25 protein-coding genes and 1 tRNA gene are annotated in these 24,943 nt (G+C 62.1%); 14 read left to right on the forward strand and 12 right to left on the reverse strand.

What is annotated here, in order from left to right:
• Nucleotides 1-76 precede the first annotated feature (76 nt).
• Both EU811_RS09765 and gabT read left to right on the forward strand, forming a co-directional pair.
• Nucleotides 77-1,507 (forward strand): gamma-aminobutyraldehyde dehydrogenase, encoded by a 1,431-nt coding sequence (locus EU811_RS09765; RefSeq protein WP_142938273.1) that lies wholly within the window; start codon nt 77-79, stop codon nt 1,505-1,507.
• Nucleotides 1,508-1,566: 59 nt separating this feature from the next.
• On the forward strand, nt 1,567-2,922 hold the full coding sequence (gene gabT / locus EU811_RS09770; protein ID WP_142938274.1) for a 4-aminobutyrate--2-oxoglutarate transaminase: 1,356 nt from the start codon (nt 1,567-1,569) through the stop codon (nt 2,920-2,922).
• Nucleotides 2,923-3,066: 144 nt separating this feature from the next.
• Here gabT and rarD read toward each other — a convergent pair whose 3' ends face one another.
• Nucleotides 3,067-4,155 (reverse strand): EamA family transporter RarD, encoded by a 1,089-nt coding sequence (gene rarD / locus EU811_RS09775; RefSeq protein ID WP_142938275.1) that lies wholly within the window; start codon nt 4,153-4,155, stop codon nt 3,067-3,069.
• Nucleotides 4,156-4,240: 85 nt separating this feature from the next.
• Between rarD and EU811_RS09780 the strand changes: the two genes are divergently transcribed.
• From EU811_RS09780 to EU811_RS09805, 6 genes are all read left to right on the forward strand, one after another.
• Complete coding sequence (locus EU811_RS09780; protein WP_284705278.1) at nt 4,241-5,713, forward strand: FAD-dependent oxidoreductase; 1,473 nt, start codon at nt 4,241-4,243, stop codon at nt 5,711-5,713.
• 150 nt (nt 5,714-5,863) lie between these two features.
• Nucleotides 5,864-7,207, forward strand: a complete 1,344-nt coding sequence (locus EU811_RS09785) for a GAF domain-containing protein (RefSeq protein ID WP_142938277.1) — start codon at nt 5,864-5,866, stop codon at nt 7,205-7,207.
• A gap of 96 nt (nt 7,208-7,303) precedes the next feature.
• A complete protein-coding gene (gene exaC / locus EU811_RS09790; RefSeq protein ID WP_142938278.1) occupies nt 7,304-8,827 on the forward strand; it encodes an acetaldehyde dehydrogenase ExaC in 1,524 nt (507 codons plus the stop codon).
• A gap of 95 nt (nt 8,828-8,922) precedes the next feature.
• Nucleotides 8,923-9,945, forward strand: coding sequence for an alcohol dehydrogenase AdhP (gene adhP / locus EU811_RS09795; RefSeq protein ID WP_187697113.1), 1,023 nt, complete (start codon nt 8,923-8,925; stop codon nt 9,943-9,945).
• Nucleotides 9,945-10,361 (forward strand): DUF779 domain-containing protein, encoded by a 417-nt coding sequence (locus EU811_RS09800; protein WP_142938279.1) that lies wholly within the window; start codon nt 9,945-9,947, stop codon nt 10,359-10,361. The genes adhP and EU811_RS09800 overlap by 1 nt, the downstream gene beginning before the upstream one ends.
• Before the next feature lie 167 nt (nt 10,362-10,528).
• On the forward strand, nt 10,529-12,082 hold the full coding sequence (locus tag EU811_RS09805; protein WP_142938280.1) for an amino acid permease: 1,554 nt from the start codon (nt 10,529-10,531) through the stop codon (nt 12,080-12,082).
• 199 nt (nt 12,083-12,281) lie between these two features.
• Here the strand turns inward: EU811_RS09805 and EU811_RS09810 are convergent, their stop codons facing one another.
• The 4 genes from EU811_RS09810 to EU811_RS09825 form a co-directional block, all read right to left on the reverse strand.
• Nucleotides 12,282-12,917: a DUF2461 domain-containing protein gene (locus tag EU811_RS09810; protein WP_142938281.1), complete on the reverse strand. Its 636-nt coding sequence runs from the start codon at nt 12,915-12,917 to the stop codon at nt 12,282-12,284.
• Between the two features lie 130 nt (nt 12,918-13,047).
• Nucleotides 13,048-14,529 carry a catalase gene (locus EU811_RS09815; RefSeq protein WP_026539710.1) on the reverse strand — a complete coding sequence of 494 codons (1,482 nt, stop codon included), beginning with the start codon at nt 14,527-14,529 and terminating at the stop codon, nt 13,048-13,050.
• A gap of 14 nt (nt 14,530-14,543) precedes the next feature.
• Nucleotides 14,544-15,020 carry a Fur family transcriptional regulator gene (locus EU811_RS09820; RefSeq protein ID WP_142938282.1) on the reverse strand — a complete coding sequence of 159 codons (477 nt, stop codon included), beginning with the start codon at nt 15,018-15,020 and terminating at the stop codon, nt 14,544-14,546.
• Nucleotides 15,021-15,050: 30 nt separating this feature from the next.
• A complete protein-coding gene (locus EU811_RS09825; RefSeq protein WP_142938283.1) occupies nt 15,051-15,824 on the reverse strand; it encodes a hypothetical protein in 774 nt (257 codons plus the stop codon).
• 91 nt (nt 15,825-15,915) lie between these two features.
• Here EU811_RS09825 and EU811_RS09830 point away from each other — a divergent pair, with 91 nt between their 5' ends.
• A complete protein-coding gene (locus EU811_RS09830; RefSeq protein WP_142938284.1) occupies nt 15,916-17,187 on the forward strand; it encodes an MFS transporter in 1,272 nt (423 codons plus the stop codon).
• A gap of 201 nt (nt 17,188-17,388) precedes the next feature.
• Nucleotides 17,389-18,258 carry a zinc metalloprotease HtpX gene (gene htpX, locus EU811_RS09835; protein ID WP_142938350.1) on the forward strand — a complete coding sequence of 290 codons (870 nt, stop codon included), beginning with the start codon at nt 17,389-17,391 and terminating at the stop codon, nt 18,256-18,258.
• Between the two features lie 59 nt (nt 18,259-18,317).
• Here htpX and EU811_RS09840 read toward each other — a convergent pair whose 3' ends face one another.
• Nucleotides 18,318-18,809, reverse strand: a complete 492-nt coding sequence (locus EU811_RS09840; RefSeq protein ID WP_017200185.1) for a YajQ family cyclic di-GMP-binding protein — start codon at nt 18,807-18,809, stop codon at nt 18,318-18,320.
• A 182-nt stretch (nt 18,810-18,991) separates the two neighbouring features.
• Here EU811_RS09840 and EU811_RS09845 point away from each other — a divergent pair, with 182 nt between their 5' ends.
• Both EU811_RS09845 and EU811_RS09850 read left to right on the forward strand, forming a co-directional pair.
• Nucleotides 18,992-19,258 (forward strand): hypothetical protein, encoded by a 267-nt coding sequence (locus tag EU811_RS09845; RefSeq protein WP_017200186.1) that lies wholly within the window; start codon nt 18,992-18,994, stop codon nt 19,256-19,258.
• A 128-nt stretch (nt 19,259-19,386) separates the two neighbouring features.
• Nucleotides 19,387-19,468, forward strand: a tRNA-Tyr gene (locus EU811_RS09850).
• Between the two features lie 245 nt (nt 19,469-19,713).
• Here EU811_RS09850 and EU811_RS09855 read toward each other — a convergent pair.
• Nucleotides 19,714-20,523: a potassium channel family protein gene (locus tag EU811_RS09855; RefSeq protein WP_142938285.1), complete on the reverse strand. Its 810-nt coding sequence runs from the start codon at nt 20,521-20,523 to the stop codon at nt 19,714-19,716.
• A 46-nt stretch (nt 20,524-20,569) separates the two neighbouring features.
• Complete coding sequence (locus EU811_RS09860) at nt 20,570-20,791, reverse strand: hypothetical protein (protein WP_142938286.1); 222 nt, start codon at nt 20,789-20,791, stop codon at nt 20,570-20,572.
• 163 nt (nt 20,792-20,954) lie between these two features.
• On the opposite strand from EU811_RS09860, the gene EU811_RS09865 reads away from it, so the two are divergent.
• The gene (locus tag EU811_RS09865; protein ID WP_142938287.1) at nt 20,955-21,500 is read left to right on the forward strand and encodes an acyl-CoA thioesterase; all 546 of its coding nucleotides are present in this window, start codon (nt 20,955-20,957) and stop codon (nt 21,498-21,500) included.
• On the opposite strand, the gene EU811_RS09870 is transcribed toward EU811_RS09865, so the two are convergent.
• The 3 genes from EU811_RS09870 to EU811_RS09880 are packed head-to-tail and all read right to left on the reverse strand — an operon-like array spanning nt 21,497 to nt 24,004.
• A complete protein-coding gene (locus EU811_RS09870) occupies nt 21,497-22,297 on the reverse strand; it encodes an ABC transporter permease subunit (RefSeq protein WP_142938288.1) in 801 nt (266 codons plus the stop codon). The genes EU811_RS09865 and EU811_RS09870 overlap by 4 nt on opposite strands.
• Complete coding sequence (locus tag EU811_RS09875; protein ID WP_142938289.1) at nt 22,290-23,330, reverse strand: ABC transporter ATP-binding protein; 1,041 nt, start codon at nt 23,328-23,330, stop codon at nt 22,290-22,292. Before EU811_RS09875 ends, EU811_RS09870 begins: the two co-directional genes overlap by 8 nt.
• The gene (locus EU811_RS09880; RefSeq protein ID WP_142938290.1) at nt 23,327-24,004 is read right to left on the reverse strand and encodes a TetR family transcriptional regulator; all 678 of its coding nucleotides are present in this window, start codon (nt 24,002-24,004) and stop codon (nt 23,327-23,329) included. Before EU811_RS09880 ends, EU811_RS09875 begins: the two co-directional genes overlap by 4 nt.
• Nucleotides 24,005-24,146: 142 nt before the next feature.
• Here EU811_RS09880 and EU811_RS09885 point away from each other — a divergent pair, with 142 nt between their 5' ends.
• Entirely contained in the window at nt 24,147-24,524 is a 378-nt protein-coding gene (locus EU811_RS09885; protein ID WP_142938291.1) for a thioredoxin family protein, read from the forward strand.
• 106 nt (nt 24,525-24,630) lie between these two features.
• On the opposite strand, the gene EU811_RS09890 is transcribed toward EU811_RS09885, so the two are convergent.
• Nucleotides 24,631-24,909 carry a putative quinol monooxygenase gene (locus EU811_RS09890; protein WP_011775682.1) on the reverse strand — a complete coding sequence of 93 codons (279 nt, stop codon included), beginning with the start codon at nt 24,907-24,909 and terminating at the stop codon, nt 24,631-24,633.
• Nucleotides 24,910-24,943 lie beyond the last annotated feature (34 nt).

A 24,943-nucleotide genomic window follows, 5' to 3' on the forward strand; every position in this document is an offset into this window, starting at 1 on the left:
TTCCTTGGTCCACCTCCCTGGCATAGGCTCTGATCAGCTAAACCCATGCCCAGACTCCGAAAGAGGGTTGCACACCGTGGTTCAAACCTTGCAGAACTTCATCAACGGCGAATTCGTTACGCCGGCAGGTACGGGTCTTCTGGACATCGTGAACCCCGCCACCGGGGACATCGTTGCCAAGTCGCCGATTTCGGTGCAGGAAGACGTGGACGCCGCCATGACTGCGGCCAACCAGGCCTTCAAGTCCTGGAAGAAGGCCACCCCGGGCCAGCGCCAGCTGATGCTCCTCAAGCTCGCCGACGCCGTGGAGGCCAACAGCGACGAACTGGTCGAAGCCCAGCACCGCAACACCGGACAGGTCCGCTCCCTGATCGCCTCAGAGGAAGTTGCCGCCGGCGCAGACCAGCTCCGCTTCTTCGCCGGCGCTGCCCGCATCATGGAAGGCAAGTCCGCGGGCGAGTACTTCGAGGGCCACACCTCTTACGTACGCCGCGAACCGATCGGCGTGGTGGCCCAGGTTGCTCCGTGGAACTACCCGTTCCTCATGGCTATCTGGAAGATCGGCCCCGCGCTGGCCGCGGGCAACACCGTGGTCCTGAAGCCCTCGGACACCACCCCCGAATCCACCCTCGTGCTTGCGCGGCTCGCCGGGGAGATCTTCCCGGCCGGTGTCCTCAACGTTGTCCTCGGCACCGGCGAAACCGGCGCCATGATGGTTGACCACAAGGTCCCCGGGCTGGTTTCCATCACCGGCTCCGTCCGCGCAGGCATCGCCGTGGCAAGCGGCGCAGCCAAGGGCCTCAAGCGTGCCCACCTGGAACTTGGCGGCAAGGCTCCGGCCATTGTGTTCAAGGACGCAGACATCAAGAAGAGCGCCGCGGCCATCGCCGAGTTCGCTTTCTTCAACGCCGGCCAGGACTGCACGGCCATCACCCGCGTTCTGGTGGAAGACTCCGTTCACGACGACGTCGTGGCAGCCATGGTCGAACACACCAAGACCTTGCACACCGGTTCGCAGAACGACGAAGACAACTACTTCGGCCCGCTCAACAACGTGAACCACTTCAACGCGGTCACGTCCGTGGTGGAGAACCTGCCGGCCAACTGCAAGATCGAGACCGGCGGCCACCGGGCAGGGGAGAAGGGCTTCTTCTTCGAACCCACCATCATCTCCGGCGCCAAGCAGACCGATGACATTGTGCAGAAGGAGACCTTCGGCCCGGTCATCACTGTCCAAAAGTTCAGCTCGGAAGAAGAAGCGCTGGAGCTGGCCAACGACGTCGAATACGCCCTGGCGTCCAGCGTCTGGACCACCGACCACGGCACGGCCATGCGCATGAGCCGCGACCTTGACTTCGGTGCAGTCTGGATCAACACCCACATCCTCCTGACGGCAGAGATGCCGCACGGTGGCTTCAAGCAGTCCGGCTACGGCAAGGACCTCTCCATGTACGGCGTTGAGGACTACACGCGCATCAAGCACGTCATGTCCGCACTCGATGCATAACCCGGCTGCATAGCGCAGCCGCGTAACCCGTACGAATTTCCCAGAAAGGCAACCACCCCATGACCACCACCGCGAACGAGCTCTCGTACCGCATCGAGCAGAAGCGCAACATCAACGGCACCTTCCCCGGCCCCAAGTCGCAGGCACTTGCCGAGCGTCGCGCCGCCGTCGTTGCTGCCGGAGTTGCGTCCGGCGTCCCTGTCTACGTTGAAGACGCCGACGGCGGAATCATCCGCGACGTCGACGGCAACTCCTTCATTGACCTCGGCTCAGGCATCGCCGTGACCAGCGTCGGCGCGTCCGATCCCGCCGTCGTCGCCGCTGTCCAGGAAGCTGCCACGCACTTCACCCACACCTGCTTCATGGTGACCCCGTACGAGGGCTACGTTGCAGTTGCCGAGCAGCTCAACCGCCTCACCCCGGGCGACCACGCCAAGCGCACCGTGCTGTTCAACTCCGGCGCTGAAGCCGTCGAAAACGCCGTCAAGGTTGCCCGCCTGGCCACCGGCCGCGACGCCGTCGTAGCCTTCGACCACGCCTACCACGGCCGCACCAACCTGACCATGGCACTGACTGCCAAGGCCATGCCGTACAAGACCAACTTCGGCCCGTTCGCGCCCGAGGTCTACCGCATGCCCATGAGCTACCCGTTCCGTGAAGAGAACCCGGAAATCACCGGTGCCGAGGCTGCCAAGCGCGCCATCACCATGATCGAGAAGCAGATCGGTGGCGACCAGGTTGCCGCGATCATCATCGAACCCATCCAGGGCGAAGGTGGCTTCATTGTTCCGGCCGAAGGCTTCCTCCCGGCACTGTCCGCATGGGCCAAGGAAAAGGGCATCGTCTTCATCGCTGACGAGGTCCAGTCCGGCTTCTGCCGCACGGGCGAGTGGTTCGCCGTTGACCACGAAGGTGTTGTCCCGGACATCATCACCATGGCCAAGGGCATCGCCGGCGGCCTTCCGCTCTCGGCCATCACCGGCCGCGCCGACCTCCTCGACGCCGTTCACCCCGGCGGCCTCGGCGGCACCTACGGTGGCAACCCGGTTGCCTGCGCCGCAGCACTGGCAGCCATCGACACCATGGAACAGCACGACCTCAACGGTCGCGCCCGCCACATCGAAGAGCTCGCCCTGGGCAAGCTCCGCGAACTGGCTGAAGAAGTTTCCGTGGTTGGCGACATCCGTGGCCGCGGCGCCATGCTGGCCATCGAGCTCGTTCAGTCCGGCTCCAAGGAACCGAACGCCGAGCTCACCAAGGCTGTTGCGGCTGCTTGCCTCAAAGAAGGCGTCGTGATCCTGACTTGCGGTACCTACGGCAACGTGATCCGCCTGCTCCCGCCGCTGGTCATCAGCGACGAACTGCTGATTGACGGCCTGGAGGTTCTCGCGAACGCCATCAAGGCTCACGCGTAAGTTTCACCCACAAGCAGGGCCGGATTCATTCGTGGATCCGGCCCTGCTTTTTGGTTTCCGCTGAGTTCGCGGGAAAGCTGCGGGTTCGCTGGTCGGCTCGGGGTGGTCTCGCACCTTTCCCGCGGTCTCGACGGCGGCTCCGGGCTACGCGGCGGCCGTTGCCTCGCGTCGGGCCTGCTTTTTCATGACGGAGTTCTTGCGCGTGGTCCGGAGCATGTCCACTGTCAGCAAAACCAGGGCCAACCACACCACGCAGAAACCGATCCAGCGGGCCGTGGTCATGGTTTCATGGAACACCGTCAGCGCCACAATGAACTGGAGGACCGGGGCAAAATACTGCAGCAGCCCGATGGTGGTCATGGGCAGGCGGCGTGCGGAGGCACCGAAGAAGAGCAGCGGAACGGCGGTGATCACGCCCGAGGCCACCAGCAACCAGAAGTGGCCGGCGCCTTGGGTGGTGAGCGTTGCAGCGCCCGTCACGCCCAGGACAACCATGGTGATACCGGCGAGGGGAGCCAACACCACGGTCTCGACGCTAAGGCTGGTGAGGGCGTCAACCTTGGGTCCTACGCGCTTCTTGACGAAGCCGTAGAGGCCAAAGCTGAACGCGAGGATCAAGGCGATCCAGGGAAGCTGCCCGTAGGAGAACGTCAGCACCCCAACGGCTACGAACCCGATGCCCACAGCTGCCCACTGCAGGGGACGCAGCTTCTCCTTCAGGACGAAAACGCCGAGCAACACCGAAACCAACGGGTTGATGAAATAGCCCAGAGACGTCTCAACGGCGTGCCCGGTGGTGACACCAAAGGTATATGTAAGCCAGTTGATGGCAATCAGCACAGCAGCCAAGGCTAACGGGCCGAACACAGTGCGGTCCTTAACCGCAGCGCCGAAAACCCGCCAGGCCCGGGTGATGGTGATGAGCAGGGCACAGAAGATCAAGGACCACACGATCCGGTTGGCTACGATCTCGATGGCGCTGGCCGGCATCAGGACAAAGAAGTACAGCGGAAGCAGGCCCCACAGGCCGTAAGCGCCGATGCCGAACAGGATTCCCGCGGTCGACTCGCTCCTCATGGGCTTGCCGCCCGCTTTACCGGAACCGCCGGTACCACCAACGCCGCCGCCGACGGTCGCCGTCGTTGGCTGGTTTGAAGAGGGTGGGTTGGCAGCTATCTGATCCGGAGTCGACACAATGTCGCCAACGCCACCTCCCCCCGCAATATTCCGCAATCTTTACTAATTTCTGTGACTCCTGCCATATAGGCGGCCCGGTGTGGGGTGGACATCTAGAATTGGAATCTGCGCGCCCCACACAATGGCGTGGCTCACTGCTTCGGAAGGGCTAACGGTGTCCAACTCAGCCGCAACAACCCCCAATCGTCCGCTTCGCGTCGCGATCGTCGGCGCGGGACCCGCAGGTGTGTACGCCGCGGACATCCTGACCAAATCCAATGAGGTCAAGGACGGGCAGGTGGAGGTCAGCATTGATCTCTTCGAGGCATATCCGGCGCCCTACGGGCTGATCCGCTACGGGGTGGCCCCGGACCACCCCCGGATCAAGGGCATCGTCAACGCACTGCACAAGGTCCTGGACCGCGGCGACATCCGTTTCCTGGGTAACGTGACCTACGGCAAGGACCTCACGCTCCACGATTTCCGTGCTTTCTACGACGCCGTGATTTTCTCTACCGGTGCCATCAAGGACGCAGACCTGAACATCCCGGGCGTCGGTATGGAGGGTTCTTTCGGGGGCGCTGACTTCGTGTCCTGGTACGACGGACACCCGGACGTTCCCCGCGACTGGCCGCTTGATGCCAAGGAGATCGCCGTGATCGGCAATGGCAACGTGGCTTTGGATGTGGCCCGGATGCTGGTCAAGCACCCTGAGGAACTCCTGGTCACGGAGATCCCGGACAATGTCTACGCCGGGCTGAAAAAGTCGCCGGTTACCGACGTCCATGTGTTCGGCCGTCGCGGCCCGGCCCAGGTGAAGTTCACGCCGTTGGAGCTTCGGGAGTTGTCCCACTGCAAGGACGTGGACATTGTCCTGTACCCGGAGGACTTCGAATTTGATGAGGCCTCCGATGAAGCGATCAAGACCAACAACCAAATCAAGACCATGGTCAACACCATGACCAACTGGCTGGTGGAGGAGCACGCAGAATCGGAGCAGCCTTCCTCCCGCCGCCTGCACTTGCACTTCCTGCACAGTCCCGTGGAGATTCTCGACTCACCTGAGACGCCCGGCAAGGTCTCCGGGATCAAGTTCGAACGCATGCAGCTGGATGGCACGGGTAACGTCAAGGGAACCGGGGAGTTCATTCAATACCCTGTCCAATCGGTCTACCGGGCAATCGGCTACCACGGTTCGCCGTTGGAAGAGCTGGAGTACGACTCCCGCCGCGGCGTCATACCGAACGACGGCGGTCGCGTCCTGGACTCCGATGGCAACCCGGTGCCGGGAATCTACGCCACGGGCTGGATCAAGCGCGGACCGGTGGGGCTGATCGGACACACCAAGGGCGATGCTTTGGAGACCATCGGCTTCCTCCTGGAGGACAGGCTCAATCTGCCCCCGGCGGAAAACCCGGACCCGCAAGCGATCATCGACCTCCTTGAAGAACGCGGGGTGGAGTACACCACGTGGGAGGGCTGGAACAGGCTGGATGCCCACGAGGCCGCCCTGGGTGCTGCGTGGACCGGCAGTGACGGAGATGGCAATGGCGTAGTCCGTGAGCGCATCAAGGTTGTTCCCCGCGAGGAAATGATCCGGATCTCCCGCGGCTGACGAGGGAGTTTTTGTACAGCTGATGCCCTCATTCGACCACTTTGGGGGCCTTAGCTGTACAAAAACTCCAGCCCCCGAACTAGACTGCTGGGTACTGTCCCGCCCACCACACGTGCAGCGCACTGTTGTTGCGGACTATCAGGGAGTTCGATGAGGAATCCAGTCCATCCGCCCGTTCCAGGCAGCGATGCCGCGGAGCTGCTGCAGAAGCATGCCCTGGTTGGCCATGAACGCTTGGACTCCCTGCGCCTTGGGGCACCGGAGGACATTGTTGGATTACGCCGCTTGGTTCGTGAATCCTGGCAGCGTTCGGCAAACCTGCAGGCCAATCCGGACGTCCCCGAGGCGCCCCTCGCGATGGACCAGGATGAGCTGGAGGAGTACCGCCGGCAGCATCCCTTGGCCACCATCATGCCCGTCATTAAGAAGCTCCTGGTTCAGCCCAGCCATGACAGTGGCCTGCTGGTGGCGGTGGGTGACGACGTCGGCCGGCTTCTGTGGGTGGATGGTGATCCGGTGATGCAGCGCCGCGCTGAGGGCATGATGTTCGTGGCCGGTGCTGACTGGTCCGAGGCCTCCGTGGGCACCAGCGCACCCGGCACCGCACTTGCTTTGGACCGCAGTATCCAGATTTCGGGCGCGGAGCACTTCAAGCGCTCCGTTCATCCGTGGAGTTGCACTGCTGTTCCCTTCCACGATCCCGATTCGGGCGCTGTGCTGGGCGTTGTGGACATCACGGGCACTGAGACTGCCGTGGCGGCGCACACCCTTTCCCTGGTGGAGGCGACAGTTGCTGCCGCTCAGGCACAGCTGCGGATCGAGCGTCTTCAGCTTGCCGCAGCGGTCAAGGACAAACCTCGACGCCGGAGCGCGGCTGCCGCCTCCAGCCACGCGCTGTACCGGAACAGCCTGCAGCTGTTGGGCCGTGACCAGGCCTTGCTCAGCATCGATGGGCGGACGGTTTCCCTCTCTGCCCGGCACAGCGAAATCCTGGCCATCCTCAGCAGCCAGCCCGCCGGACTCAGTGCTGAAGACCTCTGCACGCAGCTGTATCCGGGGGATGGCTCTGCGGTGACCCTTCGCGCGGAGATGGTGCGGCTTCGCAAGGTCATCCAAGAGCTCAGCCCGGACGCGGTCCCCGGGTCCCGTCCTTACCGTCTGCCGGTTGAGCTCTTGCCCGATTCCGGCCAGGTGCTTAGCTGCCTTCAGCGCGGCGCCCACCGCATCGCCTTGGAAATCTACAAAGGTGCGCTCTTGCCACGTTCGGAGGCGCCCGGCGTCGTGCAGTTGCGCGAGCGGGTTTCGCACCTGCTGCGCGAAGCGCTGCTCAGCGACGGCAGCGTTGATTCGCTCCTCAAGTACGCTGAGCTGCCCGAGGCGAAGTACGACGTCGACCTCCGCCTTGCGCTCCTGAAGCTGCTGCCGCCTCGCTCGCCCAAGCGGGCCGCCGTCGTGGCAGACCTTGAGCGGATCGAAACGGAACTGAAGGCGTGAGCTGACTCACATGGTTGCAACGTAGCTGCAACCTCCCCGCTCCTAGGCTCGGATCAATGGCGACAGCCACCGTGATTCGCAGCAAAGGAGCTAGCAATGACTGTTTACGCACAGCCGGGTGCCGAGGGTTCGAAGGTCACGTTCAAGGACCGTTACGAGAATTGGATCGGCGGCGAGTGGGTGGCCCCTGTCAAGGGCGGCTACTTCGAGAACATCACCCCTGTTACGGGCAAGGCTTTCTGCGAAGTTGCCCGCGGCACTTCCGAGGACATCGAGCTGGCACTGGACGCCGCCCACAAGGTTGCACCCTCGTGGGGCAAGACGTCCGCCACGGAACGCGCAGCCATCCTGAACAAGATCGCGGACCGCATCGATGAGAATGTGGAGCTCCTCGCGGTCGCTGAAACGTGGGACAACGGCAAGCCCGTCCGTGAAACCCTCAACGCTGACATCCCGTTGGCGGCGGACCACTTCCGCTACTTCGCCTCTGCCGTTCGTGCGCAGGAAGGCCACCTCTCCCAGCTGGACGAGGACACCACGGCCTACCACTTCAAGGAGCCGCTGGGTGTGGTTGGCCAGATCATCCCGTGGAACTTCCCCATCCTCATGGCAGTCTGGAAGCTGGCGCCGGCGCTGGCAGCGGGCAACGCCGTGGTGCTCAAGCCAGCTGAGCAGACGCCCACGTCCATCCTGGTTCTCATGGAACTCATCGGTGATCTGCTTCCGGCAGGCGTGGTGAACGTGGTGAACGGTTTCGGCGTTGAAGCCGGCAAGCCGCTCGCCTCCAGCTCGCGGATCCGTAAGATCGCCTTCACCGGTGAGACCACCACGGGCCGGCTGATCAGCCAGTACGCCTCCAACAACCTCATCCCGGTCACCCTGGAACTGGGCGGCAAGAGCCCTAACATCTTCTTCGACGACGTCGCTGACCAGAACGATGCTTTCTACGACAAAGCCCAGGAAGGCTTCACGCTTTTTGCCTTCAACCAAGGTGAAGTCTGCACCTGCCCCTCACGGGCACTGGTCCAGGAGGGCATCTACGATTCCTTCATGACGGACGTCGTGGCCCGGACCAACAAGATCATCCAGGGCAACCCGTTGGACACCGAGACCCAGGTTGGAGCCCAAGCATCCAATGACCAGCTGGAGAAGATCCTGTCCTACATCGATATCGGAAAGCAGGAAGGTGCCAAGCTGCTCACCGGTGGCGCCCGGGCGGAGCTGTCAGGCGACCTGGCCGGCGGCTACTACGTCCAGCCCACCATTTTCGAAGGCCATAACCGGATGCGGATCTTCCAGGAGGAGATCTTCGGCCCGGTAGTGTCCGTCACCAAGTTCAGCGACTACAACGACGCAATCGGCATCGCCAACGACACCCTTTACGGCCTGGGCGCCGGTGTCTGGTCGCGCAACGGAAACGTGGCCTACCGCGCAGGCCGGGAAATCCAGGCCGGCCGTGTGTGGGTCAACAACTACCACGCCTACCCGGCAGGTGCCGCTTTCGGCGGCTACAAGTCCTCAGGTATTGGCCGTGAGAACCACGCCATGATGCTGGACCACTACCAGCAGACCAAGAACCTCCTGGTCAGCTACAACGAGAACAAGCTGGGCTTCTTCTAAGAGTTTTTGTACAGCAGATGCCCTTATTGAGCGTTCTTAGGGGCATCAGCTGTACAAAAACTTCCACTATTCGTATAGATCAAAGGAGATCGTCAATGACTACAACCATGCGAGCTGCAGTAGTTACGGAATTCGGAACCGACCTTACGGTCAAGGATGTTGAACGCCCGACGCCGGGGCCAGGCCAGGCGCTGGTCCGTCTCATAACGTCGGGGGTATGTCATACCGACCTGCACGCCGCCGAAGGCGACTGGCCGGTCAAGCCGACGCCACCGTTTATCCCAGGCCATGAAGGTGTGGGAGAAGTAGTGGCCCTCGGGGAAGGCGTCACGGATGTCGCCGTGGGCGACCTCGTAGGGAATGCCTGGTTGTGGTCTGCCTGCGGGGACTGCCAGTACTGCCGGACCGGCTGGGAAACCCTGTGCGAGTCCCAGCAGAACGGCGGCTACAGCGTGGACGGCTCGTTCGGGGAGTACATGCTGGTGGATACACGCTTTGCGGCGCGGATTCCCGAGGGCTCGGACCCCGTTGAAGTTGCTCCGGTGCTGTGTGCTGGAGTCACTGTGTACAAGGGCCTGAAGATGACAGAGACCAGGCCCGGCCAGTGGGTCACCATCTCCGGCATCGGCGGTCTGGGACACATCGCCGTGCAGTACGCGGTGGCCATGGGCCTGCGGGTAGCCGCGGTGGACATTGCCGATGACAAGCTGGCTCTGGCACGTGAGCACGGCGCCGAACTGACGGTCAATGCCTTGCACGAGGATCCGGCGGAAGTCATCCAGCGCGAAACAGGCGGCTGCCACGGTGTCTTGGTGACCGCAGTCCACCCCTCTGCATTCGGCCAGGCGATCGGCATGGCACGGCGTGGTGGAACCATCGTCTTCAACGGCTTGCCTCCGGGAGACTTCCCTGCGCCGATCTTCGAGATCGTCCTCAAGGGACTGACCGTCCGGGGCTCCATTGTGGGCACGCGGCAGGACCTTGAAGAAGCATTGGAGTTCTATGCCCAGGGAAAGATCAAGCCCACAGTCTCAACAAGGGAACTCTCCGAGGTCAACGCTGTGTTTGACGAGATGAAGCACGCCAAGATCGACGGCCGCGTGGTGCTGAAGTTCTGATGAACAACATCAGCGTAGAAGCCGCGGTGACGCTACCCGGGGAAAATTTCTCCCGGGTGGCGCTCACCGCGGTGTCCGTGGACCTGCTCCGCAAGCTCTGGAAGCAGCACGGGCCGCTCATGTTCCATCAGTCCGGTGGCTGCTGCGATGGATCCGCCCCTATGTGCTTTCCGGCGGGGGAGTTCGTGACAGGCGATTCCGACGTTCTCCTCGGCAGGTTCGATATCGGCACCGGAGGAGAGCCGCAGCCGCTCGAGTTTTGGATGTCCAAGGAACAGTTCAATTACTGGTCCCACACCCACCTGACCGTGGATGTCGTCAACGGCCGAGGCAGTGGTTTCTCGGTTGAGTCACCCGAGGGCAAGCGATTCCTGATTCGTTCCACCCTCATGGACTGGGATGTGCCTAGCATCTAGGGCCAGATAGCTGGTGTGACGGGGGTTACCGGACCTCCGTCACATCAATCCCACCGGCCTCGCCTTTCACAAGCCGTCTCACTATCTGGGATAAATATGGTCGTCCATTGGCCGGACACTATTCTTGATGAGTCCTATACCACTCCCATCCAGAATGTGGCATTTTTATGAACATTTTCAGGACCAAGTCGATCGAGCAGTCGATCGCCGATGCCGATGAGCCCGGGCGTAAGCTGAAGCGCAGCCTCAGTACCTGGGACCTGATGATCATGGGCGTCGCCGTTGCTGTCGGCGCCGGTATCTTCTCCGTCGGTGCCAAGGCTGCTGCAAACTTTGCCGGCCCGGCCGTCACCATCTCGTTTGCCATTGCCGCTGTCACGTGTGCTTTGGCCATCATGTGCTACGCCGAGTTCGCCACGGCGATCCCCGTTGCAGGCTCCGCCTACGTCTTCACTTATGCCACCATGGGCGAGGTCCTGGCTTGGATCATCGGCTGGAACCTCATCCTTGAACTCTTCACCGCCGCTGCCGTGATCGCCAAGTACTGGGGCATCTACCTCAGTACGGTCTTCGGCCTGATGGGCGTGGAGATGCCGCCGTCATTCCAAGTGGCTGGTGTTGACCTCTACTGGGGTGCCTTCCTGATTGTTGCGATCTTCACGGTCCTGCTGGTGCTGGGGACAAAGTTGTCCGCCCGTGTTGGCAACATCTTCACCCTGATCAAGATCGCCGTGGTGCTCTTCGTGATCGTTGTTGGCTTCAGCTACGTGAAGTTCTCCAACTACACGCCGTTCATTCCTGCCTCGGAGCCCACCGAATCCGGCGCCGCTGACGTCATGAAGCAGTCCTTCTTCGGCTTCCTCACCGGCGCTGCTCCCGCCCAATATGGAACCCTCGGCGTCTTCGCCGGTGCAGCCCTGGTGTTCTTTGCCTTCATCGGCTTTGACGTGGTGGCAACCTCGGCGGAAGAAGTCAAGAACCCGCAGAAGACCCTTCCCCGCGGCATCTTCGGTGGCCTCGCAGTGGTCACGCTTCTCTACATTTTGGTCTCCCTGGCGCTGACGGGAATGGTTTCCTACACGCAATTGGCCGAGGTGAAGAACCCCACCCTGACCACGGCTTTTGAGGCCGTGGGTAACACTGATGCTGCCAAGATCATCGCATTTGGCTCCCTGGTGGGCCTGACCACCGTGATTATGGTGCTGCTCATGGGCCTGTCCCGTGTGGTCCTTGCCATGAGCCGCGACGGACTCCTGCCGCGTTCTCTTTCCAAGACCAGCGACAAACGCTCCACGCCGGCCCGCCTGCAGATCATCTGTGGCGCAGCAGTGGCCATTGTGGCAGGCGTAACCAAGGTGGACTTGCTCGAGGAAATGATCAACATCGGGACGCTCTCTGCGTTCGTGATGGTGAGCCTGGGCATCCTGGTGCTCCGCAAGAAGCGCCCGGACCTGAAGCCTGCCTTCCGTGTCCCGTTCGGCAAGGTCCTGCCGTGGGTCTCCGCAGTACTCTGCTTCTACCTCATGACCAACCTCGCCGTTGAAACCTGGATCTTCTTCGCCATCTGGCTGGTCATCGGCATGGGCATCTACTTCGCTTACGGCCAGCGCCACTCGCGGCTGAACGAGAAGTTCGCTGTAGCCAGGGCCTCTGTCAACAGCAGCCCGGAAGGCCGTCAGGGCAAGGGCGGCGAGGACGAGGATACCTTCACCAAGGTATAGACCAATGTGAGCAGCTTGTCAGACAGCTGCCTGACACAGCTGTACCAGTCGTCTAAATAGCTCTCTAGGCGCCCGGGAACCATCGGTTTACGAACCATCGGTTTCCGGGCGCTTTTGCGTGGCGGCTGAAGCGGCACCAGCCTCGGCTCGCGCCGGCATCGGTTCGCGCCGGCATCGGTTCGCGCCAGCCTCGCCTCGGCTACGGCGCTGCATGCTCACCCACCCATTCAACCAGCGGCCTCAGCACTTCCCACCGGGCAGTAATCTCTTGACGGGCTGCGGACGTGGACACCCACTCCGGTTGGCCCACCTCTACGCCCGCTGACAAGGACTTGTGCTTGAGAAGCTCGGCCCGTGGATGGTCCTTATCGAAACCTCGCGGAACGGTCTTGAGTCTCTCACCTTCAATGGCGAAACCTGCCGCCGCCACCGCATCCACAATCTTCTGGAGCTCCAATCCGCTCTCAGGGGCGTCCACTGCAGCCCGGAAACGTGCCAGTTGCGCCGGTGTGTGGGAGTGGTAGCCGCCGCCGATCAGCAGGCCGTCGGCGCTGATTTGCAGATAGAAGCCCACGCCCTCCTGCCCGGCAGCAAAAGCCCCTTGAGCTGTCTTGTACGGGGACTTGTCCGGGGAAAACCTGACGTCCCTGTTCGGCCGAAAGATCTTTGCCGGCCCGAACTCCGGCTCCAGCTCCGAAAGGAGCGATACCAGCGGTTGCTTCACCTCGGCGTCGTACGTTGTTTTGTGTTCCAGCCACCACTCACGGTTGTTGTTCTCTTCAAGCTCGGCGTAGAAACGGAATGCGGCGGTAGGGATGCCTTCGAATGTGCTCATAGAAGGATCCTAGGGACGGCGATACAGGCTCAGCCATAGCCGGGGAGGGCTATGTGGAAAACAAAAGGAACACCCCGCTGCGGAGAAGCCGCAACGGGGTGTTCCTGGAAATGCAGTGAGGCAATGACGCTTAGAGCTTGTTGGCTGCTTCGGCGTCGGACTCGGTCTGGCCTGCACCGAGGTTGGCGCGGAGCTTGGCGCCAAGCTCGGAGTCAACGTTGGTCCAGTACTGGATGGCGCGTTCCTTGATGTCGGCGTTCTTCACGCCGCCAACGGCACCGGTGATGGTGTCCAGGAGGCGGGCCTTTGCGGCGTCGTCGTAGACCTCGCGGTACAGGGTCCCGGCCTGGCCGAAGTCGTCGTCCTCAGCGTGCAGGGTGTGGGCGGAGAGGGTGAGCTCGCCGTCGTTCTCCCAGCCGCCAGCCGGTGAAGTCGGCTCAACAGCAGCCGGGCCACCCACCGAGTTCGGTGCGTACACCGGGGTGGAGGGGGAATTGAACAGGAAACGACCCTGGCCGTCCTGGCTGTAGTTGTTGACCTGGTTCTTCGGCTGGTTCACCGGGATCTGTGCGTGGTTGGTGCCCACGCGGTAACGGTGTGCGTCGGCGTAGGAGAAGATGCGGGCCTGCAGCATCTTGTCCGGGGAAGCGGCAATGCCCGGTACGAAGTTCGACGGCGCGAAGGTGGCCTGCTCGATCTGCGCGAAGTAGTTCTCCGGGTTCTTGTTCAGCTCCATGGTGCCCACGTGGATCAGCGGGTAGTCAGAGTGCGGCCAGACCTTGGTGAGGTCGAACGGGTTGAAGCGGTACGTCTTGGCATCCTCGTAAGGCATGACCTGGACGTGCAGTTCCCAGGAGGGGAAGTTGCCATCGGCAATGTTCTCCTGGAGGTCGCGGATGTAGAAGTCCGCGTCCGAGCCGGCAAGCTGCTCAGCCTGGTCACCGGTGATGGTCTTGACGCCCTGGTTGGACTTGAAGTGGTACTTGACCCAGAAGCGCTCACCGGCGGCGTTGATCCACTGGTAGGTGTGCGAGCCGTAGCCCTGCATTTCACGCCAGGAAGCCGGGAGGCCGCGGTCGCCCATAAGCCAGGTGACCTGGTGGGCGGACTCGGGGGAGAGGGTCCAGAAGTCCCACTGCATGTCAGCGTCACGCAGGTGGCTGCCCGGGAGGCGCTTCTGGGAGTGGATGAAGTCCGGGAACTTGATGCCGTCGCGGATGAAGAAGACGGGGGTGTTGTTGCCAACGAGGTCGTAGTTGCCCTCGGAGGTGTAGAACTTCACGGCGAAACCGCGGGGGTCGCGCCAGGTATCGGGAGAACCGTTCTCGCCTGCGACGGAGGAGAAACGGATCAGCATGTCCGTCTCGACGCCCGGCTGAAGGAAAGCTGCCTTGGTGTACGCCGAAACGTCCGAGGTGGTCTTGAACGTACCGAATGCGCCGCCACCCTTGGCGTGCACTACGCGCTCCGGCACCCGCTCGCGGTTGAACTGCGCAAGCTTTTCCACCAGGTAGTGGTCGGTGAGGATGATGGCACCGTCAGCGCCGACGGACTTCGAGTGCGCGTCGGACGTAACGGGGGCACCTGACTGAGTCGTTGAAATGGCAGTCATTGTTCTCCTTTTTCTTATTTCTGAGTTACGGAAGTTACGGGAAGCTGTTGTTTGGACTGGCAGTCCTGGCAGATGCCTTGGTACAGGACATCTGCGATCTGAATGGTCATGGGCTTGGAATTCTCATCCCAATGCGGTGTGAGGCACGGGGCGTGGCCCACGGCGCAATCCACGTCCTCCACCTTGCCGCAGCTGATACAGACGGCGTGATGGTGGTTGTCGCCCACGCGGGTTTCGTACAGCGCAGGGGAGTGCGGCGGTTCAAAGCGGCGCAGCATCTGCAGGTCCGTGAGGTCGCTGAGCACAACATAAACGGACTGCGCCGTCAGTTCAGGAAGCTCTGTGCGGGCAGCGGCAAGAATGCCTTCTGCCGGGGAGTGCGGATGGTGCTGGACTGCGGCGAGCACTGCCAGCCGCTGTTTTGTCACACGCCGGCCGTGGGCATGCAGGGCGGCTGCCCATTCTGCTTGCTCGGCTGTGTGATCTGTCATGCACTCATTGAAACACTTATTTTGAGGAGTTCACAATAAGGCAAGGCTAACTTCCGGTGAACTCATCAGCGCTTCCAGCGGATTGGCTTCCTCTGCCGCGGATCGGCCCAGCGCATGGACCCGCAGCGGACTACCTGCTGTCTCCGATTCCAGTGCCAGGCAGCTGAATCCGCTCAGACCCCCGCTCAAGGGAAGCTCAGCCAAGGCGGCCGCCATGGCCAGCAACTCCGCCGGCAAAACATCACGGACCAGCGCCACCGCCCGGACAGGCTCAATCACTGTGTGGTGCGGTCCTGCTTGCACCGCCCGCACCAGCGGACCGGGAATAGTGGAAGGCTCGACGGCGTCGCCCGCCCCCGGCTCAGAACTCATGGCGGCTTCTGGCCGCCTCCGCCGCAGCGCCTCACGGACGGCGGCATCGGTAGCTTCCAAGTGATCAGGCTCCCCGAGACGACGGTGGGCCGGCAACGAAAGCTGAGCCCCCGGCGTCGTGGTTTCTCCGTCCCAGCGCCCGAACAGATGGAACGTAGGTGTTGAAGACTCAGCCACAGGCTCGCCGATGGCGGAGCCCAGCGGATGCCAACGGTGGGCGAACATCACCGCGTAGCGGGTTGCCCCCAACACGTCATGGAGTGCTGCGCGCACAAGGTTGTGGCAGAAAAGCCAGTCGGTCGCTGATGCATGGGCGAACTCGGTGGCAGGGTCAGACAACCGGATCAGGATGTGCCCGGCCGTGAGGGGGTGGCGCGGCCGGGCTATTTCCCAAAACCCCGAACGGTACAGCAATCGTCGCTCCAAGCCCATGTCAACTCCTTCCCCGGGGTGAGCCTACCAAGCGTTATTGAAGGCGGGGAGAGTTACGGGAGGTTGCCTCAGGGGTAGTTAGGGTAAGACGGTGGCGAAACTATTGGCAGATATCACCCCTTTGAAGGAGAGCCCGGCTTTTCGGCGGCTCTGGCTGGGGGCCTCGGTAGCTGCCATAGGAACCCAATTGACCTTGGTGGCCGTTAGCCTGGAGGTCTACCGGCTCACACAGGAGAGCTTCTACGTGGGCCTCCTGGGCATCTTTGCGCTGGTGCCCTTGGTCATCGCCGGGCTTTACGGAGGCTCCGTTTCGGACGCCTACGATCGCCGCAAAGTTGCCCTCGTTGCTTCGCTTGTCCTATGGGCCACCACGGCCGCCCTGGCCTTGCAGGCGTGGCTGGAAATCGGAAACATCTGGCTCCTTTATGCGCTGGTGGCCGTACAAAGCGGCGCCCAAGGCATCAACGGCCCGGCCCGCAGTGCCATCATTCCGCTCCTGGTCCGCAAGGATCTGCTTCCCGCGGCCAATGCCCTGAGCATGCTGACGTTTGGGCTGTCCATGACCGCAGGGCCACTCCTGGCAGGCGTGCTCGTAGCCACCATCGGCTTCGGTTGGACCTACACCATTGACGTCATCAGCTTCACGTTCGCACTGTGGGGGCTCTTCAAACTCCCACCCCTCCCACCGTCCAAGGATGCCGTGCGGCCGGGGCTGCGTTCCGTGGTGGAGGGCTTCCGGTTCCTCGGCACCCGGCCCAACGTACGCATGACCTTCATCATCGACCTCATTGCCATGATCTGCGCCCAACCCCGGGCCTTGATGCCGGCCATCGGGGCAGTAATGATCGGCGGAGGCGAAACCACGGTGGGTGTTCTGCTTGCCTCCACAGCCGTGGGTGCTTTCCTGGCCGGGCTCTTTTCAGGGCCCCTGGGGAGAGTCCGCAAGCAGGGCAGCGCCGTGGTGTGGTCGGTGATCGGCTGGGGCGCGTCCATTGCCGGTTTTGGGCTGGTGGTGCTGCTGGCCGGCGACTCAGGGAAGGGTGGCGTCACCGCCTGGCTGATCCCCGCCGCGCTGTGTTGCGCCCTCGCAGGGATCTCGGACTCCATTAGCGCCGTCTTCCGTACCACCATCCTCCAGTCAGCCACGCCGGACCACATGAGGGGGCGGCTTCAGGGTGTGTTCATCGTGGTGGTGGCCGGAGGTCCCCGAGTGGGGGACATGCTGGCCGGCGGTGTCACCCAGTTCCTGAGTGAAGGCGGAGTGTTGCTCCTTGGGGGACTTCTCTGCATAGTCCTGGCCTGGGTGGCTTCGCGAATGCAGCCCGGATTCGTCGCCTACGACGCCAAGCATCCGGTGCCCTAGGCCACAAGGGTCACGCCTTGGCGTCCGGGCCGTTTCGCGTAGCCCCTTTTGCGTTGCGAGGCCTGCTCTGCAGGGTTTCGGGGACGTTTACCCTGCGTAGCGGGCCCCGCAACGTAGGCTGACAACGGAACACGACGGCCGCCGTCGGCGTTAATCCGTACAGAACCCCTGCCACAGCCGAGGAAAGTGACCAGATCTACCGTGCATAAACACAACAATGGACTCAAGACCGCGGCGCTCTTTGGTGTGCTGTGGGCGGTGTTGTTGGGTTTGGGCGCCATCATCGCGGCCGGGACGCGCAGTACCACGCCCATCTGGATCATGGCGTTGATCGGTGTGGGAACCACTGCTTATGGCTACTGGAACAGCGACAAGATCGCCATACGCTCCATGGCCGCCTACCCGGTCACCGAGGCGCAGGCACCGCAGCTCTACCAGATTGTTCGGGAGTTGTCCGCACGTGCCAACAAACCCATGCCCCGTATCTACCTTTCACCCACCATGACGCCCAACGCCTTCGCCACCGGTCGCAATCCCAAGAACGCTGCCGTGTGCTGCACCGAGGGGATCCTCCATCTGCTGGATGCCCGTGAACTCAGGGGCGTCCTGGGTCATGAGCTGATGCACGTGTACAACCGCGACATCCTCACTTCGTCGGTAGCTGCTGCCGTGGCCGGCGTCATCACTTCCGTAGGCCAGATGCTGCTGATCTTCGGCAGCGGCGACCGGCGCAACGCCAACCCGCTGGCCACCATCGCCATGGCCCTGCTCGCGCCATTCGCAGCGTCGCTGATCCAGATGGCGATATCCCGCACCCGCGAATTCGACGCCGATGAGGACGGCGCGGAGCTCACCGGCGATCCGTTGGCGCTCGCCTCAGCTCTGCGCAAGATCGAATCCGGCGTCACCCAGTTGCCGCTCCCGCAGGACCAGCGGCTGGTCAACGCCTCACACCTGATGATCGCCAACCCGTTCCGCGGTGGTGGCATGCGGCGTATGTTCTCCACGCACCCGCCCATGAAGGAACGGATCAACCGACTGGAACGGATGGCCGGGCGACCGCTTTTGTAATTGGCATAAACGTCGCTGGCCCGCTTTNNAAAGCGGGCCAGCGACGTTTTAGGAGGGGACTAGCTGCGGAAGTTTACAAACTGCAGGTCAGCCTCTTCGAACTTCTTGAGGATGTTCATGGTCTCCTGCAGGTCATCACGCGACTTGGAGGTGACGCGAAGTTCGTCGCCTTGGATCTGGGACTTGACGGACTTAGGGGCCTCATCGCGGATGATCTTGTTGATCTTTTTGGCGATGTCCTGGGCGATGCCCTCCTTGATGGTGCACTCCAGGCGGAACTCCTTGCCGGAAGGGAAAGGTTCGCCCTGGTCGAGGGACTTCAGGGAGATGCCGCGCTTGATGAGCTTGGACTGGAAGACATCCAGGACAGCCAGGACGCGGTCCTCGGAGTTGGCCTTCATGAGGATCTTCTCGCCGCTGAAGTCGATCTCAGCGCCGACGCCCTTGAAGTCGTATCGCTGCGCAATTTCCTTCTGGGACTGGTTCAGCGCGTTGGCAACCTCTTGCTTGTCTACTTTGCTTACGACGTCGAATGTGGATTCGCCTGCCATGACTCTCCTTAGGTTGGGGGCCCTGTGAGGGCGGGTTGGTCTGGCATCCAGCCTAGTACGGAAGGCGTCGGTTGGGGCCGGGCAGTTCATTCACAGTTCGCTCACAGCGCATGCAGGGTTGGAACAGAGGCGGGCGGTTGAGAGTTGAACCAGTTGGAAGAACGCATCCACGGAGGATCAGCATGAGCAGCAAGGCCGTCCAATCCATCAGCAAGTCCGCTTCTGCAGCAGCAGGGTCCATTGGCACGGCCGCAGTCGCCGCAGCAAGTGCTGTAGCCGCAGCAGCTGTGGCGGCATCGATTGTTCTGAGTCCGGTTCCCGATGCTGCCTCCCGTATGGACGGAGTGCATGCGGACTTGCTGCGCGCTGTGCAGCTCAACCAGATCACTGCCGAGCAGGCCGAAAAGTTCGAGGCCAAACTGGCCGGAAGGATCCTCGGAGAAGCCTGAAATCCCGCGAAATCCCGGGCGTCAGGCGCCGATTAGATTCTTCGCCGAAAGTTCTGTAAGGTTGTCTCTGCCTTCGGTTACCGGATCTAAAAGAAACGGTCTCCGGAAGTGATCTTCTTTTGAAGTTCGGCAGATTACCCGAGCGGCCAAAGGGGGCTGACTGTAAATCAGCTGGCAACGCCTACGGGGGTTCGAATCCCTCATCTGCCACCCAAGGAAAATCCCCGGAACCACTGGTTCCGGGGATTTTTTGTGTGCCCACGAGTAGTTTTGGCTTCTTGATACCGCTTCGCCCAGGGAGGCGCCCTAGGAGGGTGTGCGGCTACCACCCACTTTGATTGCACTAACCCTGCAACACGCAGGAATGCGGGGCGTGTCGCAATACCCGGGTCGCAAAGTAGGTGGTGACGGTACGGGGGATAGGGCCCGACGCCGGATAGGGCCTGACGCCGGGACTAAGCCTCGCGCTCCGGCCCGCGTTCTGCAGCCGGCCTGAGTTCCGTGGCCTGCCTGACTTCGGTGGCTTGCCGGAGCTCGGCGATCTCCATCCGCAGCGCGGCGATTTCCGTCACGAGGTCCGCCATCTCGGCGCGGACCGGTTCCTCGGCAGCTGCGGCCTTGACTTCCGCTGCTGCGGCCACCTCCTCGGCATTCTCCTCGATTCGTTGCAGGAGCCAGGAGGCAATGGACGCCGTGACCATACCCAGGACCGCGATCCCGCTCATCATCAGGGCGGCAGCCACCATCCTGCCGATGGGAGTTACTGGGTAGAGGTCTCCGTAGCCCACGGTGGTGATAGTGGTGATGGCCCACCAAGCGGCGTCTCCGAAGGTGAGAATTTTGGCGTCGGGCGCGTTCTGCTCAACGTCCAGCACGGCCAGGGCTCCGATGAGGATCAGCATCGCGGCTGCGCCAGCAACATAGGTGGCCACACGCCCGCGCAGTGTTTCGCCCACGGTGCGCTGCAGGACGGAGAGCAGCGTGACCAGCCTCAGAAGGCGGAGGGGGCGGAAGAAGGGGAGTATCACGATCAGAAGTTCGTGGAGATTCCAGAGGAACCACCGCATGCGGTCCTCGGCAAGCCAAAGATTAGCGAAGTAATCCACCGCGAAAATTCCCCACGTGATCCACAGAACCACTTCGAAGGGGATTGCCTCGGCCCCGCTGACGCGACCGATGACCTGCCACGCGTAAGCCGTGAGGAAAATCAATGCGGTGGCCATGAGGGGCCATTCAACCAGGTCCCTGTATCGCGCTTGAGTCATACGGGAATACTAGCCACAGCGAGCGCCCTGTCTTGACGGGGCGGGATCAGGCGGCCGGCGTCTCCAGCCAGTAGCCGTCCAAGTGGTGCACCAGTTGGCGCCCCAAGCCACCCTTGAGCTGGATCCACAGGGTACTGCGATCGTCGGTCATGCCATCGATGGTTCCCTCGATCCGGTTGCCGCGGGCATCCTGGAGGACCACGTGCTGGTGGCGGGAAAGTTCGGGCCAAACGTCGCCTTGCGGCCTGACGGTTTGCAGCGTGCTCATAGGGGTCCCCCTTGTATCTTCCATCAATATGAGTTTCAGACATTATTCACGTCTTTGATGAACCGGCGGTAGACGTTAGACATAAACCTGCTGCGCCCAAGAAAAGGGTCCACTATTCGGTTCATGCATTCCCCAACAAGTTACTGGTGGGTAACATTGAGTTATGCATTTGCTTCTTCGCACCCTCATGTTGCTGTTCACGTCCTCCAAGCGCTCGCCGCTCGGCGTTTGGGAAGAATCGTCGCTGCCCCTACGGGTTCTGCCCACTGACATCGACATCGCGATGCACGTCAACAACGGCATGTATTTCTCGTTGATGGACCTCGGCCGTTTCGACCTCATGGTCCGCAGCGGCATCTGGACAAGAATGCGCAAGCGGGGTTGGAGCCCGGTGGCAGCCGGTGAAACCATCGCCTTTCGCAAGTCTCTTCAACTCTGGCAGCAATACACCATCGAAACCCGCATCATTGGCCTGGACACGAAGGCCATCTATTTTGAACAGCGCATGGTAGTAGACGGTGAAATCTATGCGCGGGCGCACATCGCCACCCGCTTGGTCTGTAAGGGTAAGCCAGTTACGCAGGAAGAAATCATCGCTGAGTTCGGAGCGCCACCGGCTGACCTTGAGTTGCCCGAATGGATCCACGAATGGCGGGAAAACAATGCCCTTCCCGGATCGCGGCGGCCAGCGCCGCACGTCTGGAGCTAAACCCCCACATCGCGTCGCTGCAGCGCGACTGCGCCCAGCACAATTAGCCCCGCCGAAATGCCGTACAAGCCCGCGGTAGCTCCCCAGTCCGCGCCGTTGGCTACCGGGGAATTGCCGTATGCCCAGTGGTACGGCGAAAGGTTCAGCAACCACTGGACGTCGGGACTTTGCCGTCCCACGGCGTTGAACACATAACCAAGAACAGCTACGGCGGCACCGGCGGCGATCCCGTAGACTTTCCGGCCGCTCAGTGCCCCGGCGAAGAGCGCGGCGGTCCCGCTGAGAAGTGCCAGGGCTGCGAACAGCAGTACCGCACCTGCGAGATGTCCGACGTCGATGCCCAGTTGCGAGGGCCCGTTCAGTCCCAGCACCAACAGAAAAACAAGGACCGAAAGCAACGCAATGCGAACCACGATTGCCAAGGCGCGTTCAAGGACTATCTGCACCCGGGTAACACTGTGGGCAAGCGTCAGTTCCAGCAAGCCGGATTCTTCGTCGCCCCCTACGGCCGCGGCACCCCAGCCGATGGAGGCCATGGACATCAGCAGGAATCCGATCAACCCGAACATGGTGGCCTGGGTGTAGCCGGGTCCCGAAGCGATTTGATCGTAGTTCAGGGCTTTGGTCATCTCAGGAGGAAGCGCATTGATCAGGTCCTGCATCTGCGCACTGCCTCCAATCGAGGGATAGAGCGGCAGGTACAGCATGCATGCCGCCGACAAACCAACTGCCCAAGCAAGCGTTGAACGCCATGAGTCAGTCAGGGCCTTGGTGAACAAGGGGAGGATTCTAGGCACGGTGTGCTCCTCCCACGTGCCGGCCCTGTGTTTGACCATTTCCAAGCCCCGGAGGTTGGCCAAGCCCCGGAGACTGGCCCGGCTGAGAAGACTGGCCCGGCTGAGGAGTTTGGGCTGTGTATAGAGTGAGCACAGCTTCCTCCAGGTCCGGTTCTTCGAGGACCAGGTCCGTCAAGTTCAACCTGGCCAGCGCCTGAACCAAGGGCTGAACGTGGCCGGACAGCATCGCCGTGGCCTCAACTGTTCCGGATGTGTGACCGTCGGCCTTGAGCTCCCGCACCACCATATTGGCGACGCCTGGCACCCGGGCCAGCAGCGCGCCGACGTCGTGCGCTTCCGTTTCGGTGCTGGTGAACCGTACCTGCCGGACTGCTGCAGTCCGGAGCGCTTCCACGGTGGAAACGGTCACGATGCCGCCGTCGCGGAGGATGGCGACGGCGTCGGCGGCCTGCTGCACTTCGCTGAGAACGTGCGAACTGAGGAACACAGTTGCGCCGCCATCCACTGCCTCGCGGACCATCGCATGGAACACCTGTTGGACCAGGGGATCCAGGCCGCTGGTGGGTTCGTCCAGCACCAGGAGTTCGGGCTTATGCATGAAGGCCTGAAGCAGCCCCAGCTTTTGCTTGTTGCCTTTGGAGAGTTTCCGGGTCTGTCGATCCAGATCAAGGTTCAGCCGCTCGGCGAGTTCGTTGACATGCTTGGGGTCCACCGGGCCGCTGATCGCCGCGAAGTGCTCCAGCATGCGGCGCCCCGTGGTCCTGTTTTCCAAGTGAAGCTCGCCGGGGAGGTAGCCGATCCGGCGGCGGAGGGCAGTGCCGGCAGAACGCGGATCTTCTCCCAAAACGGAAATGGACCCCGCGCTGGGCCGAATAATATCCAGCAGGCAGCGCATGGTGGTGGTCTTGCCTGCGCCGTTCGGGCCAATGACGCCGAAGACTGTCCCGCGGTCAACCGCGAAATCGAGTCCGTGCAGGACTTCGCGGTGACCGAACTTTTTGCGTAAACCCTCGACGACGATTGCCTGGGTCACGGGGCATGCTCCTTTCCGTGGTTGCTGGTTTCTTGTTCAAGGGCGTCGCGGGCCGCATCCAGGAAACGCGCATCGGTGTAGAAGCCGTGCGTGTAAATCTCCAGGGCGGGCAGGGTCAGTTGCCGGAGAAGGTCGGGGCCGATGCCGTGCGGTTCAGGGTCCACCAGTCCCAGCGTCCGTGAGAGGTGCCGGCCCAGCATGAGGATTGAGAGGCTGTTGGAGGCGATCACGACGGCGGTGGACCGGACGTCGTCGAACGCCCTGATGGTTCCCGCCGCTATCCCGGCGTGGATGATGTCCTGCGTTTGCTTCACGACGGCGTCGAAGAAGGCGTCGCCGGCCTCGGATTCGTCGCTGAGGGTGCGTCGGATGTAGGTGATTTCGTCGGAGTATTGGTCGGGGTGGTTCATGTAGTCCTGGATCAGCTGCCGAGTGGAGACCGGATCGGTTTTTTCGCGGCCCTGGGTGGCTGTTTGCGCGAGGACATGCTGATCACAGGCATCACGAAGCCCGGTTTTGCTGCCGAAGTGGTGGATGACCAGGCCTGGGCTGACCCCTGCGGCAGAGGCAACTGACCTGATAGTTGCGCGGGCGAAACCATCGCGGCCGAAGATCCCAATGGCGGCGTCGCGGATCCGGGCCCGGGTGGTCAAATCCTCTGCGTTTGAACGCATGTTTCAAAGACTAAACACTTGTTCAATCCGGGACAAGGCTTGCTTTAAAACTTCCCTCTCGGCGTTTATTCCCGGTGACGCAGACAGCGAACAGGGAGCCCCTCCGCGGGACTTCGCGGGCGGGGTCGCGTACCGTGGAAGCATGGCTACAGTTGACATCACTGGAGAACAGTTCGCATCGACCATCGAGGACAATGACATTGTCCTGGTGGATTTTTGGGCATCTTGGTGTGCCCCGTGCCGTCAGTTTGCCCCCACGTACGGGGCTGCTTCTGAGAAGCACACTGACGTGGTGTTCGCGAAGGTAGACACCGAGGCTGAGCAGCAGCTCGCCGCCGAGGCCGGGATCACGTCCATCCCCACGCTCATGGCTTTCCGCGAAAAGGTTCTGGTCTTCTCGCAGCCGGGTGCCCTGAATGGCCCGCAGCTTGAGCAGGTCATCGAGGCCGTGAAGGGGCTGGACATGGAAGAGGTCCACGCGCACGTCGCCAAGGCACGTGCCGAGGCTCAGGAAAACTAAGACGCACCGGCGGCTTCGAAACATCGAGGCCGCCGGAAAGCATCGAGGTCGCCGGAAAATTCCGGCGACCTCGATGCTTTAAGGCGTTCTCGCAGTTTTGCGGCGATTACAGCCGTTCGAGCTTGACCGGCTCGGCAAGCAGAGCGCTGAGGGATTCGTTGAGGTCCTGGACGGCGATGCCCTTGGAGTGCTTTTCCAGAAGCTCTTCGGATTCCCAACGCTCGGTCAGGACGAGCTTTTCCTCGGTCGCTTCGGTCAGTTCGTAACGGATGCAGCCGGGCTCGTTGACGACCTCGTCGATCGCGATTTCCAAAGCGAGCTTCACGCGGAAGAACTCGCCTTCGTTGGGGATGAACGTGGCCTGCAGGTCAATGGGTGCACTCATGGTTCCAACCCTACCGGCAGGACACGCCGCCGCT

The organism is Arthrobacter sp. TS-15, from assembly GCF_006964045.1.
In the GTDB taxonomy this organism is placed as follows: Bacteria; Actinomycetota; Actinomycetes; order Actinomycetales; family Micrococcaceae; genus Arthrobacter.